This is a genomic window from Paucihalobacter ruber, assembly GCF_006494535.1.
Taxonomy (GTDB): domain Bacteria; phylum Bacteroidota; class Bacteroidia; order Flavobacteriales; family Flavobacteriaceae; genus Paucihalobacter; species Paucihalobacter ruber.
Map to the genome: position 1 here is coordinate 595,323 of NZ_VHIQ01000001.1, position 15,548 is coordinate 610,870.

16 protein-coding genes are annotated in these 15,548 nt (G+C 35.5%); all 16 read right to left on the bottom strand.

The window, feature by feature from the left end; all coding sequences use genetic code 11:
* Positions 1–2 precede the first annotated feature (2 nt).
* Complete coding sequence (locus FJ651_RS02635) at positions 3–1,292, bottom strand: efflux RND transporter periplasmic adaptor subunit (RefSeq protein ID WP_140988841.1); 1,290 nt, start codon at positions 1,290–1,292, stop codon at positions 3–5.
* Positions 1,293–1,324: 32 nt separating this feature from the next.
* Positions 1,325–2,665 carry a TolC family protein gene (locus tag FJ651_RS02640; protein ID WP_140988842.1) on the bottom strand — a complete coding sequence of 447 codons (1,341 nt, stop codon included), beginning with the start codon at positions 2,663–2,665 and terminating at the stop codon, positions 1,325–1,327.
* 47 nt (positions 2,666–2,712) lie between these two features.
* Complete coding sequence (locus FJ651_RS02645) at positions 2,713–3,879, bottom strand: efflux RND transporter periplasmic adaptor subunit (protein WP_140988843.1); 1,167 nt, start codon at positions 3,877–3,879, stop codon at positions 2,713–2,715.
* A gap of 45 nt (positions 3,880–3,924) precedes the next feature.
* Positions 3,925–5,184, bottom strand: coding sequence for an ABC transporter permease (locus tag FJ651_RS02650; protein ID WP_140988844.1), 1,260 nt, complete (start codon positions 5,182–5,184; stop codon positions 3,925–3,927).
* 1 nt (position 5,185) lies between these two features.
* A complete protein-coding gene (locus FJ651_RS02655) occupies positions 5,186–6,430 on the bottom strand; it encodes an ABC transporter permease (protein WP_140988845.1) in 1,245 nt (414 codons plus the stop codon).
* Positions 6,423–7,124, bottom strand: a complete 702-nt coding sequence (locus FJ651_RS02660) for an ABC transporter ATP-binding protein (RefSeq protein ID WP_140988846.1) — start codon at positions 7,122–7,124, stop codon at positions 6,423–6,425. Before FJ651_RS02660 ends, FJ651_RS02655 begins: the two co-directional genes overlap by 8 nt.
* Before the next feature lie 134 nt (positions 7,125–7,258).
* Positions 7,259–7,480, bottom strand: coding sequence for a hypothetical protein (locus tag FJ651_RS02665; RefSeq protein WP_140988847.1), 222 nt, complete (start codon positions 7,478–7,480; stop codon positions 7,259–7,261).
* Complete coding sequence (locus FJ651_RS02670) at positions 7,473–8,021, bottom strand: DUF420 domain-containing protein (RefSeq protein WP_140988848.1); 549 nt, start codon at positions 8,019–8,021, stop codon at positions 7,473–7,475. Before FJ651_RS02670 ends, FJ651_RS02665 begins: the two co-directional genes overlap by 8 nt.
* The gene (locus FJ651_RS02675; RefSeq protein ID WP_140988849.1) at positions 8,018–8,767 is read right to left on the bottom strand and encodes an SCO family protein; all 750 of its coding nucleotides are present in this window, start codon (positions 8,765–8,767) and stop codon (positions 8,018–8,020) included. The genes FJ651_RS02670 and FJ651_RS02675 overlap by 4 nt, the downstream gene beginning before the upstream one ends.
* A complete protein-coding gene (locus FJ651_RS02680; RefSeq protein ID WP_140988850.1) occupies positions 8,760–9,470 on the bottom strand; it encodes a thioredoxin domain-containing protein in 711 nt (236 codons plus the stop codon). The genes FJ651_RS02675 and FJ651_RS02680 overlap by 8 nt, the downstream gene beginning before the upstream one ends.
* Positions 9,471–9,545: 75 nt before the next feature.
* Complete coding sequence (locus tag FJ651_RS02685; RefSeq protein ID WP_140988851.1) at positions 9,546–9,926, bottom strand: cytochrome C oxidase subunit IV family protein; 381 nt, start codon at positions 9,924–9,926, stop codon at positions 9,546–9,548.
* 18 nt (positions 9,927–9,944) lie between these two features.
* Positions 9,945–10,946 carry a cytochrome c oxidase subunit 3 gene (locus FJ651_RS02690; protein WP_140988852.1) on the bottom strand — a complete coding sequence of 334 codons (1,002 nt, stop codon included), beginning with the start codon at positions 10,944–10,946 and terminating at the stop codon, positions 9,945–9,947.
* Positions 10,947–10,990: 44 nt separating this feature from the next.
* Positions 10,991–11,572: a cytochrome c oxidase subunit 3 gene (locus tag FJ651_RS02695; protein ID WP_140988853.1), complete on the bottom strand. Its 582-nt coding sequence runs from the start codon at positions 11,570–11,572 to the stop codon at positions 10,991–10,993.
* A gap of 2 nt (positions 11,573–11,574) precedes the next feature.
* A complete protein-coding gene (cyoE, locus tag FJ651_RS02700; protein WP_140988854.1) occupies positions 11,575–12,468 on the bottom strand; it encodes a heme o synthase in 894 nt (297 codons plus the stop codon).
* 76 nt (positions 12,469–12,544) lie between these two features.
* Positions 12,545–14,668, bottom strand: a complete 2,124-nt coding sequence (locus FJ651_RS02705) for a capsule assembly Wzi family protein (RefSeq protein ID WP_140988855.1) — start codon at positions 14,666–14,668, stop codon at positions 12,545–12,547.
* Positions 14,669–14,765: 97 nt separating this feature from the next.
* Positions 14,766–15,524, bottom strand: a complete 759-nt coding sequence (locus tag FJ651_RS02710; RefSeq protein WP_140988856.1) for an energy transducer TonB — start codon at positions 15,522–15,524, stop codon at positions 14,766–14,768.
* Positions 15,525–15,548 lie beyond the last annotated feature (24 nt).

Genomic DNA, 15,548 nt, shown 5'->3' on the forward strand with positions numbered 1-15,548 from the left:
AACTATCGTGGCTTTTTATCTACCTCTTTTTTCTCAGAGACTTTATCGCCTGTTTCCAAGGTTTTGGACACTAAGTTGTAAGGACCAATAATAACGGTCTCATTTTCGCTTAAACCCGAAGTTATCTCAATATTAGCGTTATCCTGGATTCCTGTAGTAATAACTCTTAATTTAGCCACATCACCATCTTTTACAAAAACACACTCAAATTTTTCATCTTCTCCCGAAAGTTTAACTTTCTTAAATTTCTCTGCAGCTGTTTTTTTGGTGCTTGTGGTATCGGTTTTGATAACAACAGAACTAATTGGAACTGCCAAAACATTAAATCTCTTTTTGGTAATAACATCAACCGTTGCTGTCATTCCTGGACGAAATGGAGAATAGCCTTCATTTTTACCTTCTAACAAATCTTGATAAGACGATTCTAAAATTCTAACCTTAACTTTAAAATTTGTAACCTGATCGGCTGTAAGATTTCCCTGTGCTGAGTTGGCAATTTCGGTAACCACGCCACTAAATTCGCGCTTTGGATAAGCGTCTACCTCTACTATCGAGGTGTCACCAATTTTTACTTTCACAATGTCATTCTCATTAACATCCATGAGTACTTCCATGGTGTTTAAATTAGCAACTCTCAAAATTTCGGTTCCTGCCATTTGCTGAGTTCCTACAACTCTCTCACCTAATTCAACACTTAAGAGTGAAATGGTACCATCTATAGGTGAATAAATAGTGGTTCTTAATAAATTATCACGCGCTTCATTTACGGTGGCGCCGGCACTTTGAACACCATAATAAGCAGATTGCTTTGCAGCTAAAGCCCCTTCGTAATTGGCAACGGCTCTGTCCCAGTCGGCTTTAGAAATTACGCCGCGCTCAAATAAACTCTTATTGCGTTCGTAATTAAAAGTTGCTTCTTTTAAGGTGGCTTCGGCCTGATTTAAATTGGCCTGTACGTTTTGATAACTGGCTTGAGCTCTGTTAAGCGCTGATTGAATTAAATCTGGATTTACCTTAACCAATAAATCTCCTTTAGTAACTCTATCTCCTTCTTTAAAAGGAAGCTCAATGATTTCTCCTGAAACTTCACTTGATATTTTCACCTCTGTTGAAGGTTGAATTTTACCTGTGGCTGAGACTTTCTCGAAAACATTTACAGGCTCAATTACCTTTAATTCAACCTCTTTAAAGTCTTCTTTATTACCAAACCAGCCCGCTTTTTTACCGCCGATTAAAGCAGCGATAAGCACCAAGGCAATTACAATAATGATGATGAGTTTTTTGCGTTTCACTGTTAAGTTATTTTAATTGACTGAAGTTATAATTAATATAAGCCAGCTAAATCTACTCCGAAATAGAATTCAAGTACTTTTAAACTGAATATATAATTAAATTTTGTTCTAACAATATCAGATTGAGCATTTTCGTAAGCTATTCTACTTTGATTATAATCGAAGGCATTAGATAGGCCAACATCATAACGCTCTTTAGCATATTCAAAAGCTAAACGTCGTGCTTCGGCAGTTTTAACGGCTGCCTGGTAAAATTTCTTTGAATTTTTAGCATCATTATAGGCCTGATAAACGTTAGATTCTAAATCTAAACTTACTTGTTCTAATTGAAGTCTCGATCGCTCTACGTTTATTTTGTTTCGCTGAACATTGCTTCTAACATTAAGTCTATTAAAAATCGGGATGTTTAACTGAAATCCTATCGCTGTACCATCAAATAACCATAACTGATCTGCAAAACTAATCTGTTCTCCAGTAAAAGGATTTCTTTGTGTACTTGCCCAACGAGCATTGTAGCCCATAAAAGCTGTTACCGTTGGAAAATAATTACCTTTAGCCAATTGTAAATCTTTTTCTGCAATTTCTAAATTGGCACTTGCTATTTTAACATCGTTTAATTCGTCTTTGGCTTTTTCAAAAATTGAAGCCGGTTTTTCTTCCAAAATTGCTTCTGAAATTAATTCAAAGTTTTCGTCGGCTATATCGAAGGTCTCATAATTTCTAAGCTGAAGTAATTGAGCTAAACCAATTTTTGAAATAATTAAATTATTTTCAGCAGCAATCATTTGTTGTTCCTGGCTCGCGCTTGTTGCTAAAATCTCTAGTAAATCTCCTTCAGGTAATACTCCGCCATCAACAAGTTCTTTGGTGTTTTTAATGTTTTCCTGAGTAACTTCAAATTGGCCCTGAATAACTTTTAATTGCTCTTTATTTGAAAGAATTGATAAAAATGAATTTGCTATCAAGAGTGAAATATCATCTTTCATTTTATCTAATCTGTAACGGGCAGCTGTTATATTTAATTTCGCTCTTTGCAAATTACGCCAGTTCTGTAATCCTGAAAACAAGTTTAACCCTGAGTTGGCACCACCTGAAGCAGATCTAAACACAGTATTTTCAAACTGGTTAGTTGCAGGGTTAATGTTAGCACCTGTATTGATATTAAAACTTGCATTGGCATTTAAAGACGGTAAAAAATTAGCTATTGCCTGCGTTTTATCAACATTAGACTGATCTACATCTAAAAGCGACTGCTCAACAGAAATATTGTTTTTATAGGCATATTCAATACACTCTTTGAGCGTCCACTTTTTTTCTTGTGCAAATCCAGACACAAAGACAAAGGCTATTATAATGACGATGGTATTTCTCATAGTTCAACTGTAAGACTTAAATTATATAAAATTGTTACAAAAAAAGTTTAATTTCTGCCGGCGTAAGCTGGTGGACCTTGAAGCTGATTCCAAACTTTGATCTTGTCTGATTCTGAAACACCTTCTAAAACCTGAACAAAAATTCCGTCACTGAGACCTAATTTCACATCACGACGTTCAAATTTTTGATTACCAATTTCAACTTCTACAAATGGCTTTTTTGTTTGTGAGTCGTATTGCACCAAAGCTTCTTTAATGGCCATTACATTTTCGGCTTTGTCTAATATAATTGAGGCATTGGCCGATAATCCAGCCCTTATAAAGGTGGTTTCATCCAAATTTTTTAAGGTTCCTTTAATATCAAATTGAATGGCGCCATTTTCAACAATCCCTTTTGGCGCAATGTAATCTAACACAGCTTCAAATTTTTGGTTGTCTATAGCTCCAATAGTAATTTCGAGCGGCAAACCTTCTTTTATTTTACCAACTTCGCTTTCATCTATTTTACCTTCAAAAATCATTTTTTGAATATCGGCAATTGAAGCAATAGAAGTACCTTCGTTAAAATTATTGGCTTCAATAACTTGATTACCTTCTTTAATTGGCACATCGAGTACCATTCCTGAAACAGTTGCTCTTACAAGTGTTTGTGCTGCATTACCCAATCCCGATGTTGTACCGGTTTTAATAATATCGTAATTTTGTCTGGCAGCGTTTAGCGAAATTCTGGCCTGTTCAACTGCTTGCTTTGCCTGAAGGTAGTTGTTATTAATTAAGTCAAAATCATTGGCAGAAATAACACCCTTTTCAAATAGAGATTTTTGTCTGCTATAAATAGCTTCCTGGTTTTGAAAATTAATTTGGGCGGTTTCAAGCGATGTTTGGTTAGAGGCAATATTATTCTTTGCACTTGTTAAAGTTGAAACGTTTGGAATTACTCTAATCTTGGCAATTAAATCACCTGAATTTACAAACTCCCCTGCCTGAATAAACACTTCTTCAACAACACCTGAAATATTTGGCTTTATCAACACCTCTTCTTTTGGCACAATACTGCCGGTTGCCATAGTTTTTACTACTATACTTTTATTTAATGCGGTATCTGTTGTATAAGTTACAGGATCTTCCTGGTTTTTTTTCCATAAATAAATCAAAGCTGTTGCAAATGACAGCACAATGATAACTAATACTATAACGGTGGTTGTTCTTTTCATTTTAAATGAATATTAAGGTCTTATTTTGTTTATTTCTAAATTTGATTATTCGGTTCTAAGGGCATCAACAGGTTTCATTTTAGTGGCGATATTGGCGGGTATCAGTCCTGCCAACAAGCCTGAAACTATTAAAATACTCAGTGCGGCAAACACAACAGGCATACCTACACTTGGATTTACAAAGTTTTCAATTGGACCGTTGATTTCAATGGCATAATTCATTAAATATATGGCACCGGCCGAAAAAGCAACCCCTACCATACCAGCCAATAAAGTTAATACTAAACTTTCCTGAAGTACCTGCGATTTGATATCCCACGGAGTTGCTCCTAATGCGCGCCTAACGCCAATTTCTTTGGTGCGTTCTTTTACAACAATTAGCATGATATTACTAATGCCGATGATACCCGACATTAAAATAAGGGCACCAACAAAAAATCCTACCACTGTAAGTATATTGAAAAGTCCATTTACTCTTTCAAATTGCTCGGCCAAATCTCTATGGCCAAAGGCTCTTTCATCGTCAGGGTGTACTCTGTGTCTTGTTTTTAAAAAATCGAAAACTTGCTCTTTTACATCGGTAATACTAAATTGGTCATAGGCGGTTATGGCCATCCATCCCACGTTATCACCACGATTAAAAGCTTTTCCAAAGGTTGTAAATGGAATAAATACGGTATTAGCTTCTTCTTCTGAATCGCCTTGACTATTAGTAATTTTAAAAGTCCCGGTTACCATAAAATTAACCCCATTTATCTTAATATAAGATCCTATAACAGGTTCGCCTTTATCGTACAAACCGGCAACCACATCAGGACCGATGACGCAAATTTTTCTGTCGTTGTCAATATCAGACTGGCTAATAAAACGCCCTTCGAGAATATCCATAGGCTTTTGTTTGATAAATTCAGGATAATCACCATAAATTTGAAAAGCCCCGGTTTTAGTACCTCTAATCACGTTACTGGCACCTTGATAGCCGCCCAATGAATTACGAGGCGATACATATTTCAATTGCGGGAATTCTTGTTTCAGCGCTACAACATCATCGGTTTTATAGTTAAATCTTCTTCCTCTCGGCAAGCCTTTGTAAGGTATTGAGGTACGTTGCACCCAGGTAAACATAGAGTTAGTGGCAAAATTGCTAAAACTAGAAGTCACCCCATTTTTTAAGCCATTGGTCAGGGCAAGAAGCAACACTAAAATAGTGATACCCCAAAACACACCGAAAGCCGTTAAGAATGTTCTAAACTTATTGGCTGTTAATGCTTCTAATATTTCGTCCCAACGATCTTTACTAAACATATTATTCGTCTCTAAGTGCTATAATTGGTTTGATTTTGGCTGCTCGATAGGCCGGAAGAAACCCTGCAAAGGTGCCCGCAATTACCAATATGAAAACAGTGGTTAATGCTGTATTAAAATCTACCTGAGGATATTTTATAAAATCGTTATCAATGGTTGGTCCAACTAATTCTAACAACCCCAAACCGGCAATTAATCCAAATAAACCCGAGAACATCGTAACGAAAATAGATTCTTGTAGAATCATTCCGATGATAGAAAGAGGTTGAGCGCCGAGCGCTTTTCTGATTCCAATTTCCTTAGTACGTTCTTTTACTATAATAATCATGATATTTCCCACACCCACAACACCGGCGATTATGGTACCGATTCCAACAAACCAAAATACTGCTCTAATGATATCAACCAATGAGTAGATTTTTTTGGCCTCTTCTAGAGTATTGTCAACCCTTATGGCCGCTATATCATCCGGGGCGATAATATACTTTTGTTTTAAATCGTATTCAATACCTGCTACCAGATCTTCAGATAATTCTAAAGCTTCATTTAAACTACCTGACATTGGCACTGTAAATGCCATGTCTCTTACCCGATCACCACCATTAAAAGCTTTTTGCGCTGAAGTTACCGGTATATAAACATTACTTTCTTCTCTTTCGCCTCCGGGATCAAAAAACACGCCAATAACTTTAAATTGAATACCGTAAATGGACACATATTCGCCTAAAGGACTTTTTCCTTTAAATAATTCAGTTTTTACTTTATTGCCAACTACAATTACCTTTTTGGCTTCATTTATGTCTGATTCATTTAAAAATCTTCCTTCTGAAATATCAGCATTTTCAATAAATTGAAAATCGGGCATAACGCCTTGAACACGAAAATTTCCTGATTCATTTTTATAATTGATTAAGCTACCCCATATAGAGTAATTCCCTGATCGATACTCGAGATAATCATCGTAATTTCTGGATACGTCAATAAAGTCTTCCATCTTAAGCTGAATATTTCTGCCCGGGTTTAAGCCTTTGTAACCTTTTGTAGTACTTCTTGTTCTAATAGACAATTTATTTGTGGCATCACTGGAAAACTGATCTTTAACGCCGTTTTGTATGCCAGAGCTAAAACCGAGTAAAACTATCAAGATAAAAATTCCCGAAGCAACCGAAATACAAGTTAAGGCTGTTCTCAATTTATTTTTACTTAGTGTCTCAAAGACTTCCTGCCAACGTTCTATATCAAACATATTGAGAGGCTCTAATTTGTTCTACTTTATGATCGTCAATAATTATCCCGTCTTTTAAATTTACAATACGCTTGGTCATTTGCGCTATGTCTGGCTCGTGGGTTACAATAAGTATGGTTTTGCCTTCATCATTAATACCTTGAATTAATTCCATTACTTCGTGTGAAGTTTTAGAATCTAAAGCGCCGGTTGGTTCGTCTGCCAATAATACCTTGGGGTCACTGGCCAATGCTCTTGCAATGGCAACACGCTGCTTTTGTCCGCCGGAAAGCTCACTTGGCAAATGGTGAGACCATTCTGCTAATCCTACTTTTTCAAGATAATGAAACGCACGATCCATTCGTTCTTTACGCGGCATTTTTTGGTAGTATAATGGCAAAGCAACGTTATCTAAAGCAGATTTATAATTAATTAAGTTGAACGATTGAAATATAAACCCAAGAAACTTATTGCGGTATTTTGCCGCAACACGTTCGTTTAAATTTTTTATTGGCACACCATCTAAAGTGTAGGAGCCTTCATCGGCCTCATCTAACATACCAAGTATGTTGAGAAGTGTAGACTTTCCAGAACCTGAAGAACCCATAATAGAAACAAGTTCTCCTTCTTCAACATTAAAATTAATGCCTTTTAAAACGTGAAGACTATTGCTTCCCATTTTATAAGACTTGTGTAAATCTTTAATTTGTATCATACGTAAGTGGCCAAATGTGGCGCAATGTTAAACAAAAGCACAGATTATTTATACTAACAAACTGTTAAGAGTTCAAATACTCTGTATTACTTAGACTTTTACAAGCCTAAAAGGTTAAAACCTTTAATAAATGTTTAACTTTTAGCGTATTTTTTGTACAGGAAAAAAGCGATACCCCCAACCAATATGTAGGGAATTGCCATAAGATATACTATTCCATTATTAACACCTTCGGCTATAGAAGTATCGGCTTCGCTTTCCAAAACAGCACGGCACATAGCACATTGTGCTTGCGATGCTGTAGAAGCAAGCAATATGATTAAGAAAAGCGCTATTTTGAGAACAATTTTAGGCATAGTATGGAGAAATCATCAAATAAACAATCACACCTGTTACGGCAACGTAAAGCCAAATTGGAAACGTGATTTTTGCGATTTTTTTGTGGCGCTCAAAATTATTGGTAATAGCCCGAACGTAGGTTATTAAAACAAAAGGAATCACAACAATAGACAATGCGATATGGGTGATTAATATGAAAAAATAAACATATCTAATAAACCCTTCACCACCGTATGGTGTACTGTCACTGGTCATATGATAAGCCACATACATCACCAAAAAAAGAACAGAGCACCCAATAGCGGTTTTGTTAAGTATTTCGTGAAGGTTTCTTTTTTGATTTTTTATTGCCCATAGCGACACCACAAGTAGAATTGCCGTGATGGCGTTAATACCGGCATAAATTGGAGGTAAAAAAGTTAAAGGTTGAACATCAAATCCTAACTTTCTCAAATTTATACCAAACAGCGCTGCAACGGCTATTGGAATAATAACCGATAAGGCTATAATTAATTTGTTATACTTTTTCTCGTTTTGTAAGTTAATATCTGTACTCATTCTTTTAGTAGTTTAGCAATATCTTCTTTTAAAATGGTGATTTGTTGGGTCATGCCATCTTCGTCGGTTTCGTCTTCGGCTAATATGCCATTGTAGTAAATTATCGGATTTTTAAAATCGTCTAACCTAGATCTTATAAACCCGTTTTTATCAATTAAGGCAAAATTTCCTGAATGTTCAAAGCCGCCTTCTACTTCACGGTCTTCGGCAGCATAAAGATTAAAACCCTTATTTGCTAGGGAATAAATATCTTCTTGATTCCCGGTCATTAAATGCCAGTTAGGATTGGTCATTCCGTAGTTTTGCGCGTAGGCTTTTAAAACTTCAGGTGTGTCGTGAGTAGGATTAATGGTAAACGAGGCCACTCCAAAATTTTCAAAATCTGAAAAATGATTTTGAATTTCAACCAAGTTTCTGTTCATTCTTGGGCAAATAGTTGGACATGTTGTAAAGAAAAATTCAACTACATAAACCTTTCCCAAATAATCTTTGTTGGTAATGGTGTCTCCATTTTGATTCACAAAACTAAAATCGGGTACCTTTCTGGCGCCTTCACCTACGTTAATAAAAGCGAGGTCTGAAGATTTTTCTCCTGTAGCTCCTTTAAGATTAGTTGATCTACTTTCGGCATCTCTACTAATGTCGTTATTTTGTAAGCGATCAACTATTTTAGGTATAAAAATTATACCGAATAGAAGAACAATAAAGGCTATTCCTATGTACGAATAGTTTGGTTTTTTACTCATTGCTTTCTTTTAAGTCGTCTGCTCTTCTAATTGAAGAATCAAAATTACCTTTTCTTTTTTGTCTGTATTCTGTAAACAAAATGCGCATATCTTCGCTCATTTTATTTTTTATTTGAGACACTTCTAAACAATTGTATTCTACTTTGCTGTATGGATCCATGCTTTTGGCAATCTCATTTTTTTCTCTATCGTCAATTCTTCCGCGTTGGTTAAGATCTTTATCAATAATAAATGCCGATGGTGTAGCCATATAGTCATCAAGTGCCTCAGATGATTTTAAACTTTCAAACAGCTGATTGATTTGATCATCGGTACCCAACACATAATGCCAGTGTTTGAGTTCTTCGTACGCCGATATGTTATTTTTAATGTCTTCTAACTTGTCTTTTGCCTGGTTAGGTAATACAGCCACCACCTGAAAGTTTTTAAACCCTTTAAATTTGTCGTAAACCAACTCCTTAAGATTTAAAGTTGCTATCATACTTTCACTTGGGTTAGCTCCTAGAAAGGTTAAAACGGTTATTTTATCCTTAAGCTGAATGATTTGATTGTCATCACTTCTAAATCCATTCAACTCCTTAACGTTTAAGTTTACTATTTCTAAGGGATTATAATTATGAGTTGAAGGATATAAAAACAACAAAAACATCACAGGCAAAAAGAAAAGCACTCCCAGGGTGATATTGCGTTTGATATTTTTCATAGATGATGCAAAATTAAAAAAAGACGACCTTAAGTCGTCTCTATTTTATGAATGATTAACAATCAAAATGTTTTTTTAAAAGTCTCGTTTTACGAATTCTTCATCATAGACATCGAATACATAGCCACCTTCCTGTAATAAAATAAAAATCAAGTAGGAGATTAGGAAAACTGCGGTCCAGACCACCGCACGTCTTAAACCGGCAGTTTCATCGCGCATGTGCATAAAATCCCAAGTGATGTAGTATGCTTTTACAATTGTAAGGATGATGAATATCCAGTTTAATAATTTCATGCCTCCCACTACCGTCATAAGTGATGCCGGTTTGTAAATACCTAATACCACCTCAACTGCAGTTACTATGGAAAGTAAAATTAAAACACCCCAAATTTTTTGAGTGTTAGATTTAAACTTTATAAGACCTCTTAATATTTCTAATTTGTGTGCGTGTGCCATTTTTTAAATAAATTCGAATTAAACCAAATAGAAGAATGTAAATACAAATACCCAGACTAAATCCACAAAGTGCCAGTAAAGTCCAACCTTTTCAACCATTTCGTAGCTGCCTCTTCTCTCGTATGTACCGATTAACACATTAAAAAAGATAATAATATTAAATACCACGCCCGAAAAAACGTGGAATCCGTGAAAACCGGTGATAAAGAAAAAGAAATCGGCAAATAAGGCGGTGCCGTATTCATTAGCTCTTAAGTTAGCGCCTTCAACAACAACTTTGCCATTATCTTTAATAGCTTTTAAAGACTCTTCTCTTGATAATATAGTTTTGTGGCCTTCTTCATTTATAATTTGAGTTCTTACCAAAATGTTGGGGTTGGCTTCCAAACCGCTGTAAACCTCATCTACCGTGTAGTTTGGCAACGTACCTTCTGATCTGTACCAAATACCTGTTTTTCTCTGATCTTGAACGCGCACTCTTTCACCTGCTTGGGTAAAGTCGGCAATAGCCACTCGTTTAAAGACTTGTTCACCATCTTTTTCTACATATTCGCCAAACTGAAGAATATTTCCACCTTGTGTTTGCACTGCTCCGTAATCACCTTTGATAAAGGTTGCCCATTCCCAAGCTTGCGAGCCAACGAATATCGCACCAAAAATGATGGTTAAAAAGAGATATATGGAAACTTTTGATTTGTTCATATTATGACCTGCATCAACGGCTAATACCATGGTTACAGATGATATAATTAAAATAAAGGTCATAAACGCCACATAAATCATTGGCAATTCTTGTCCGTGTAAAAATGGTACGTGGGTGAATACCTCATCGGCTATTGGCCATGAATCAATAAATTTAAATCTTGAAAAGCCATAGGCTGCCAAAAAGCCCGAAAAAGTTAAGGCATCTGATACAATAAAAAACCACATCATTAGTTTGCCGTAACTTGCCTTAAACGGCTCGTTACCGCCACCCCAAGTTTTTTCTGCCGTACCAGTGCTTGCAATAGAAGTATCCATAGAAATTGATTAGGTTAAATTTTGGACAAAAATAAGGATTTAATTTATTTAAAGAAATATAAAAAGAAAAACAGATACACCCATAAAATATCCACAAAGTGCCAAAAAGTTGCTGCAAGTTCAAAACCGAGCATATTTTGTGGATTGTATTTTTTTCTAAGTTGATTAATTAATACCACCAATAAGCATATTAACCCAACTACAACGTGCAATACATGCACAAAAGCGATTAAAAAAATGTAAGACATGGTGACATTACTTGTTGGACCTGTAAAGTGATACCCTTGAGAAACAATTTCATCGAAACCACTAATCTGATTAACTATAAAATAAACCCCCAACGCAAATGTTATAACAAGAAAAATAGTAGTCAGTTGCAGTTTATTTTCTTTAAGTGCTTTCTTAGAAAGAATCATGGTAACACTACTGGCTATAATTACGAAAACACTTATGAGAAATGGTTGCGGTAAAACAAAATCAGAGAGCCAGTCTTTTCTGGTACTACTCACTATAAAAGCGCTGGTCCAGCCGGCAAATGACATAATTAGTGATACAATGCCAAACCAAAGCATCATTTTTTTTGCTCTGGCCAATTTTTCCTGGTCTGTTCCCTGAGTTAAATCCATATCTATATAAACTTGTCTATAACGTAAACTATTTGTAATAATGTAATGTATAAAACACTAGACAGCATTAATTGTTTAGCTGCCTGAGTGCTTCGTTTTTTAAACAACTCAAATGCATAATAAAGCATTACCAATCCAAGTGCCAATACAATAATAGCAGCTACTATCGAGAGTTTTAAATCGCCGGTTATTCCAAAAGCAGGCAAAACAGAGACAATGATAGTCCAGATGGTATAGGCTATAATTTGTAAAGCTGTGCCTTTATCTTGCTTTTTGGTTGGTAACATTAAAAATCCACCTTTTTTATAATCGTCATAAAGTAACCAACCAATAGCCCAAAAGTGTGGAAACTGCCAAAAAAATTGTAAAGCAAACAAAGTTCCCGGTTCAATACCAAACTGGTCTCTTGCGGCAACCCAACCCAACATAAAAGGAATAGCTCCCGGAATGGCACCAACAAATACAGCAAATGGGGTTTTGGTTTTTAAGGGTGTGTAAACACTGGTATATAAAAAAATGCTAATTGCGCCATACATGGCGGTTCTTGGGTTGATAATGTAAAGAGCTATAATACCTAAAACCGTAAATGTAACAGCAATAGTAAAGGCAGTAGACACTTGCATTCTACCTGCAGGAATGGGACGATTTTTAGTGCGATTCATAAGCGCGTCTAAATCTCGTTCAATAATTTGATTATAGGCGTTAGATGCGCCTACCATAAAGTAGCCGCCAAAACACAACAGGATAATTGTAGTTATATCAATTGAATAAGCGCCTAAAAGATAACCCGCCACAGACGAAAAAACCACACTCAATGACAATCTCATCTTTGTGATTTCTTTGAAATCAGAAACTATGTTACTTAAAGTTAATGGGTGTTTTGCGGTACTCAACATGCAATTAATTAACGCTTTTAATAAAGGTGCAAAGATACTTCATAAATTGATTTTCACCAATGTTATAAAATGTTAATTAAAAGTCAATATGCCAATTAAATAAATCGGTTCTTAGACCAACTGTAAACCAAACGGTGTTGCTTCTTAATGTGGTAGTTGTTTCTTGAAGCGGATCAAAATTTCGATAACTTATATTAGTGAAAAGTCTCAAGTTACTAGACGGATTCAAAATATATCCTGCCTGTAACTCGCCATGAAAAACTGAAGTGGTATTACCTTGTGCTACTTTGATGTTGGTGTCGCCAATACGCTCTTGTTCCCTTCTATAAATGTTACCTCCGTAGTTGAAATTATTATCGTCTGTATTAAAATCAAAGCCGCGTTCACCTAAAATAAATTTAACATCGGCAAACCATCTTTCATAATTATACCTACCTATTAAAATGGCTTCTCTAAAATTGGCGCCCCATAAATGTGCCATGGGTTGATTGTTATGCGCATAGTTGAGCACAATGGTGTTATGAGAGTATGTGTAAGGTCTTACCTGATTGAATTCAAACTGAAGCAGCAGGTTATCAACCTTAAAAGCATTGTAGTATTTAACACCCAACTGATAACCAAATTTATTTTTCCAGCTTTGATTTCCTGCAGTTACATCGTCTAAAGAAAACTCATCTAAGATAAACTGTCCGTAAGCATTTACTGCATTACTAAACTTATACTTACCAGAAAGTCCTATCAAAGCATTACCTGCGGCTTGCCCGGTGGCAAACTCTATCGCTCGATAAAAAATTATTGGGTTTAAATAGTTAATGTCAAAACCTCTACCATTGCTATTATCCCAGATTACAGATTCAAAAACACCTAAATTAAGACGTTTTGAAACATTCCAGCTTAAATAATGATTGGCCATATATTTTCCCAAAAAAGCACCGTCAACTACAACTTCGGGCCTTACATCGTTTAACCACATCCAGGTATTTGTGTATTTAATCTTCCAAAAGGACGTGTTTAATTTTAAAAACGGATGTGGACTAGACACATCGCTTAACAATAAAGATCTGTAGCCATCACCTATAAAATTTTTCCCGTATCCAAACTGAACATTCAAAAAATTAGCCGGCGAATAAGACAAGTAAGCCTCCGCAACAGGATAATCATAGGCCGAAGTTTTAAATCGTTTGGCAATGCCTCTGCCGGGAATTATGGCCGGATCAGGACCAAAACCTCTCAAACTTTCGGCGTATTCATTAAAATATTGTGCAAACCGACCTTGACTTTCAAAAACCGAGGTATAAAAGTTAAACTTTTTACCCAAACCACCTTGAATTAAGAGCCCGCGCGTATTATTAAAGGTAGAACTAAAATCGGCTTCGGTATCTTTGCCAACTTGTAAGTCAAAAATTGGATCGATGGTAAACCAATAATCTTCACCTTGTACTTGTACCAGATTTTCATTCCAGAATTTACGCCCTAACCATGTTGATTTTTCTTTGGCCAAAGCCGTTCTTTCGGCTTCGATATTGTAATATGGCTGCACATCGGCAAATAAAAATGGTTTTGAAGCTGTGTGACTATTGGTGCCAATAGCGTTCATATTAGCATCAAACCTTGCGTAATAACTATGCGTAAAAGGAATATTTAATTGACTCGATGTTTGTAAACTTTGATACGGTACCAGGCTGTCATTAACTGCTTCAAACTCCTTTAAGCTTTCAGGATTTATATTGTAATATTGTTTGATATCCTGAGTTTCATTTGTTAATTCAGCCCCTCCAGCAATTTGTGATGGCAGTTCATTTTCAAAAGGTATATTAATAACAATAGAATATTGATAAAATGTTGGTTTACCGTTATATCGCCCGGGTTGAACCGGTGGCAGGTTTTCAAATACTCTTTTGGCTTCTGTTTTTAATTCATCATAAATGGCATCTGCATAGATAAATTTAAAGGCGCCTTCTTTGTCTACTTCAAATAATACTTTTACGTCTCCCTTGTAATTATTTTGTTGAACAGCTTCAGGTACTACAAAATTTTCTTTTATTTGTTGAAGTAATTGCTGCTTAAAGCATTTTTTTAACTGCGTAAAATCGACTTTTTGACAAGCTTCAAAAATCGGCGGTTGTTCTAAACTTTCAATATTTTGGGCAAAAAGCACACTTTGAAAAAACATTAAAGAAACTAATAGATACTTTGTCATTTATCTCAAGCATTGAAAACGGCTGAAAGATACCATTTTTTCAAAACTCTAACAGATAAATTTGAAAAATTGAGTTGTTAAAGCTTTACAATTCAAACTAATTTATCACAAACTTAATTGGCAAGGCATACTTAACATTTACCGGTTTGCCGTTGTGTTTTCCCGGAGTCATCATTGGAACTTTATTTAATACCCTGATAGTTTCTTTCTCTAAAGCCGGGTGTGGTGCTCTTGTTTCTATTTCAACCACATTACCATTATTGTCTATTTTAAATTGAACACCAATTACTTGTTTTCCGTTTAATCCGTAGTCTTGAGCTAAATTGGTGTTGAAATTCTTTTGAATAATTTTATGTATGTTATCCGACAAACATTTTCGTTGTTCTTCATTGGTTTGAAGGTGCTCACATCCCGGAAATACCGGCACTTTTTCAACCATAATTATGGACATATCCTCAGGAGGTAAAACAACATGAATATCGCCGGGTTTTAATTCTTCACCATTATCTATAGGTTGGTTTTCAATTACCGATTCTCCTTGAGCAGTATCGTCGATGGCATTCACAGATGTCGTTAAAACTCTGGATTTATTTGGTTTGGGTTTTGGAGCCTCTACAATAGGCTCTATATAAACTTTAAATGGTTCGGTTGGTAATTCAAAATTGTCATCGGTTACTTTAGCGAGATTATTTTCTGAAATAATAGTTGAGCTTAATGAAAATTCAAAGGCAAAATAGGCCGTTAGTAAACAAATTATCAATCCAATTTGGAAGTAAACTATACTGCTTTTGTTAAGATTTAAATCATTCTTTTTTGAAGATGATTTAGCGGTTTTCGAGGAATTTGGTGTTATCATAATATTGAAGATTAATAGATTATT

Bases quoted from the DNA above. Each gene is read 5' to 3' on its own strand.
- FJ651_RS02695 (WP_140988853.1), bottom strand. From the start codon at position 11,572: ATGGATTTAACTCAGGGAACAGACCAGGAAAAATTGGCCAGAGCAAAA.
- FJ651_RS02690 (WP_140988852.1), bottom strand. From the start codon at position 10,946: ATGGATACTTCTATTGCAAGCACTGGTACGGCAGAAAAAACTTGGGGT.
- FJ651_RS02680 (WP_140988850.1), bottom strand. From the start codon at position 9,470: ATGAAAAATATCAAACGCAATATCACCCTGGGAGTGCTTTTCTTTTTG.
- FJ651_RS02645 (WP_140988843.1), bottom strand. From the start codon at position 3,879: ATGAAAAGAACAACCACCGTTATAGTATTAGTTATCATTGTGCTGTCA.
- FJ651_RS02655 (WP_140988845.1), bottom strand. From the start codon at position 6,430: ATGTTTGATATAGAACGTTGGCAGGAAGTCTTTGAGACACTAAGTAAA.
- FJ651_RS02685 (WP_140988851.1), bottom strand. From the start codon at position 9,926: ATGGCACACGCACACAAATTAGAAATATTAAGAGGTCTTATAAAGTTT.
- FJ651_RS02660 (WP_140988846.1), bottom strand. From the start codon at position 7,124: ATGATACAAATTAAAGATTTACACAAGTCTTATAAAATGGGAAGCAAT.
- cyoE (WP_140988854.1), bottom strand. From the start codon at position 12,468: ATGTTGAGTACCGCAAAACACCCATTAACTTTAAGTAACATAGTTTCT.
- FJ651_RS02710 (WP_140988856.1), bottom strand. From the start codon at position 15,524: ATGATAACACCAAATTCCTCGAAAACCGCTAAATCATCTTCAAAAAAG.
- FJ651_RS02670 (WP_140988848.1), bottom strand. From the start codon at position 8,021: ATGAGTACAGATATTAACTTACAAAACGAGAAAAAGTATAACAAATTA.
- FJ651_RS02675 (WP_140988849.1), bottom strand. From the start codon at position 8,767: ATGAGTAAAAAACCAAACTATTCGTACATAGGAATAGCCTTTATTGTT.
- FJ651_RS02665 (WP_140988847.1), bottom strand. From the start codon at position 7,480: ATGCCTAAAATTGTTCTCAAAATAGCGCTTTTCTTAATCATATTGCTT.
- FJ651_RS02640 (WP_140988842.1), bottom strand. From the start codon at position 2,665: ATGAGAAATACCATCGTCATTATAATAGCCTTTGTCTTTGTGTCTGGA.
- FJ651_RS02650 (WP_140988844.1), bottom strand. From the start codon at position 5,184: ATGTTTAGTAAAGATCGTTGGGACGAAATATTAGAAGCATTAACAGCC.
- FJ651_RS02705 (WP_140988855.1), bottom strand. From the start codon at position 14,668: ATGACAAAGTATCTATTAGTTTCTTTAATGTTTTTTCAAAGTGTGCTT.